Origin of the sequence: Croceivirga radicis, assembly GCF_002072105.2 — a bacterium.
GTDB lineage: Bacteria > Bacteroidota > Bacteroidia > Flavobacteriales > Flavobacteriaceae > Croceivirga > Croceivirga radicis.
This window is the reverse complement of sequence record NZ_MTBC01000018.1, coordinates 1-3,590: the sequence shown is the minus strand read 5'-3', so window position 1 is coordinate 3,590 and position 3,590 is coordinate 1. Positions and strand designations below refer to the sequence as shown.

The window sequence follows — 3,590 nt, the reverse complement described above, 5'->3', positions numbered from 1 at the left end:
GTGGAAGCAATTCCGTTTCCATCTGCACCATTTGCACCGTCTGCACCCGCTGGACCTTGTGGACCGGCTGGACCTTGTGGGCCTACTGCACCGTCCGCGCCATCATTACCTGCTGGTCCTTGTGGACCTGTCAAATCCGAAGTAGTAAAGCTGGTACCATCCGTATAATTTAAAGTAAATGTACCGTCATTATTATCTACTGTGGAAGCAATTCCGTTTCCATCTGCACCGTCTGCACCGTCTGCACCCGCTGGACCCTGAGGACCTACCGCACCGTCCGCACCATCATTACCTGCTGGTCCTTGTGGACCTGTCAAATCCGAAGTAGTAAAGCTGGTACCATCCGTATAATTTAAAGTAAATGTACCGTCATTATTATCTACTGTGGAAGCAATTCCGTTTCCATCTGCACCGTCTGCACCGTCTGCACCCGCTGGACCCTGAGGACCTACCGCACCGTCCGCACCATCATTACCTGCTGGTCCTTGTGGACCTGTCAAATCCGAAGTAGTAAAGCTGGTACCATCCGTATAATTTAAAGTAAACGTACCATCGTTATTATCTACTGTGGAAGCAATTCCGTTTCCATCTGCACCATTTGCACCGTCTGCACCCGCTGGACCTTGCGGTCCTGAATCTGGATTCACCCAACTATAATTACCACTTCCATCTGTACTTAATACTTGTCCGTTAACACCTCCCGTTGGTAATTCAATTTCGTTTTGATCATCGTTATCACCATCAACATAATCAACCGTAAAGTTTCCATTACCATCATCAGTAACCGTAATATCATTGGCGCCTACAACGGTTTCCCTGTAATTCGATAAATCGATAGGGGTTGCCGTTGGATCGTCACTAAGTGTTAAATTATCTCCTGTCAAGGACAAATCTTGTAACTCATTTGACGCATCATTATCGTTATTAGCAGGAATCAAGGTACTTGGATCTATATACTCCCAAGATGTACCATTCCATTGAATCATATCTCCCGCATTAGCACCATCCGCAAGTTTGCCTAAGGTAACCGCGCTATCTGCTAATTCGTCCGTATTTACGGCTCCCGTTGCAATTTCATTACTAGTAATCCCACCTGTAGCTACATCTAAAGTGTAAGGACTTACCGTTGAGCCAGCCCCTGAACGTACCAAAGTACCGTCTGTGGGCCCCACAACCTCGTTACCTATAACACCATCATTCTCAGTTACGGTTACAGAACCTAAATCTACCAAGGTCCATTCCGTACCATCCCATTGCATTACTTGTCCATTTGCAGTACCGTTGGCTAATTTTTCTAAAGCAACAGCATCATCTGCAAGCTCTGCAGTGCCTACGGCACCTGCTGCAATTTCTAAAGTAACATCCTCAAAAGTTGAATTAGCACCACCGGTTACTGTTAAATCTGAAGAAGAAATTGTTCCATCCGCTATTGCGGCTTCATCAATAGCAACTGTATATGCCGTATTATTTCCTGTTGTAGTTGGAGTCACGGATACACCATTACCCGCTACAACAGAACTAGTTGTCTGATTTGCTTGTATCGCAGGAGTTAAATCTAACGCCGTAGAAGCTTCACCATTTACCGTACTAACTAATTCGTTACTACCATTTAATGTTATTGTATTGCTATTAATGATATCTACAGGTGCTCCTGTAACACCATTTACCGTAGTGGTCAATTCATTTCCGCTACTAGCATTGGCTACAGTTGTAGTTGTGTCCACCGATAAATCAAAATCATCGCCAGTTCTTACTACTGTAACGGAACCGTCTGCTGAAGCAACAGTTTGTATCTCATTCAACGGATTGGAATCCTCGTCACGAATATCTATAGTAGTACTTGCACCATCTGTGATGGTTAATTCCACGCTTTCATTGGCCACACCACCTGCTCCTTGACCTAAGTCTTGGTCGTCTGTACCGTCTAGAGCATCTACGTACGCCTTTGTTGCAGCATCTTGTGCATTGGTTGGGTCGGCAATATTAGTAATAGCTGCTCCTCCACCGTCATTCCCGTCGGCCAATACTTCACTTAAGTTCTGTATTTCGTTCAACGGATTGGAATCCGAATCACGAATATCTATGGTAGTACTGGCACCATCTGTAATGGTTAATTCCACGCTTTCATTGGCCACGCTACCTACTCCTTGACCTAAGTCTTGGTCGTCTGTGCTATTTGTAGCTAATTCCGCCAAAGCCTCTTCAACGTTGTTAGCGGCAAAGTTACCCGCTGCATCGGTGATAGCTACTTCAGTTGCAGTTTGATCATCTGTACCTACAAATGTAATTGGTGTTCCATTCCCGTTATTATAGGTAAACGTGCCATTACCATTATTTGTTAGGTCGCCTTTTGCTATTGTTTGGGCAACACCATTTTCATTGGTATAGGTAAACGTACCATTACCATTATCTGCTATATTGGTAATTGTTTCAGCAATACTTACCGAAGCAACATTTAAATATAAACCACCGTCACTACCTACAGTAATGTCGTTATTAGCATCGTTGCTTACAAAATCAAAGGTTTGTGCTGTCCCTGTTTCATCTGTATAGGTGTATGTTCCATCCCCGTTATTTACCAAAGTGCTAATACTTGTATCGCTTATCGTTGTGGTAGTTCCCGATGCATCCGTAAACACATAGGTGCCATCGCCATTGTCCACCAAGGCAACCGTGCCCGCGGCAGCGTTGATTTCATCTATCGCGGCTTGTACGTCAGTCGCGGCCAAACCACTGGTGGTATTGTCATATGGATTGCTAGAGGCTCTGGTATCGATAGTCTGGGTGTTACCAGCTTCGTCCGTATACGTATACGTTCCGTCACCATTATCGGCTACCGTACTTAAACTTGTATCGCTTATCGTAGTCGTTGCTCCCGATGCATCCGTGAACACATAGGTGCCATCGCCATTGTCCACCAAGGCAACCGTGCCCGCAGCGGCGTTGATTTCATCTATCGCGGCTTGTACGTCAGTCGCCGCCAAACCACTGGTGGTATTATCGTATGGGTTACTAGAGGCTCTGGTATCGATAGTCTGGGTGTTAGCAGCTTCGTCCGTATACGTATACGTTCCGTCACCATTATCGGCTACCGTACTTAAACTTGTATCGCTAATGGTAGTTGTTGTACCCGATGCATCCGTAAATACGTAGGTGCCATCGCCATTGTCTACCAAGGCAACCGTGCCCGCAGCGGCGTTGATTTCATCTATCGCGGCTTGTACGTCAGTCGCCGCCAAACCACTGGTGGTATTATCGTATGGGTTACTAGAGGCTCTGGTATCGATAGTCTGGGTGTTACCAGCTTCGTCCGTGTAGGTGTACGTTCCGTCACCATTATCGGCTACCGTACTTAAACTTGTATCGCTAATGGTAGTTGTTGTACCCGATGCATCCGTAAATACGTAGGTGCCATCGCCATTGTCCACCAAGGCAACCGTGCCCGCAGCGGCGTTGATTTCATCTATCGCAGCTTGTACGTCAGTCGCGGCCAAACCACTAGTTGTATTGTCATATGGGTTACTAGAGGCTCTGGTATCGATAGTCTGGGTGTTACCAGCTTCGTCCGTGTAGGTGTACGTTCCGTCACC

General features: G+C 46.1%; 1 protein-coding gene. It reads right to left on the bottom strand.

All coding sequences use genetic code 11. The annotated features are described in order from the left end of the window. Positions 1-3,590, bottom strand: a 3,590-nt coding sequence (locus BUL40_RS15790) for a beta strand repeat-containing protein (RefSeq protein ID WP_080319999.1), incomplete at both ends; no start/stop codon positions are given.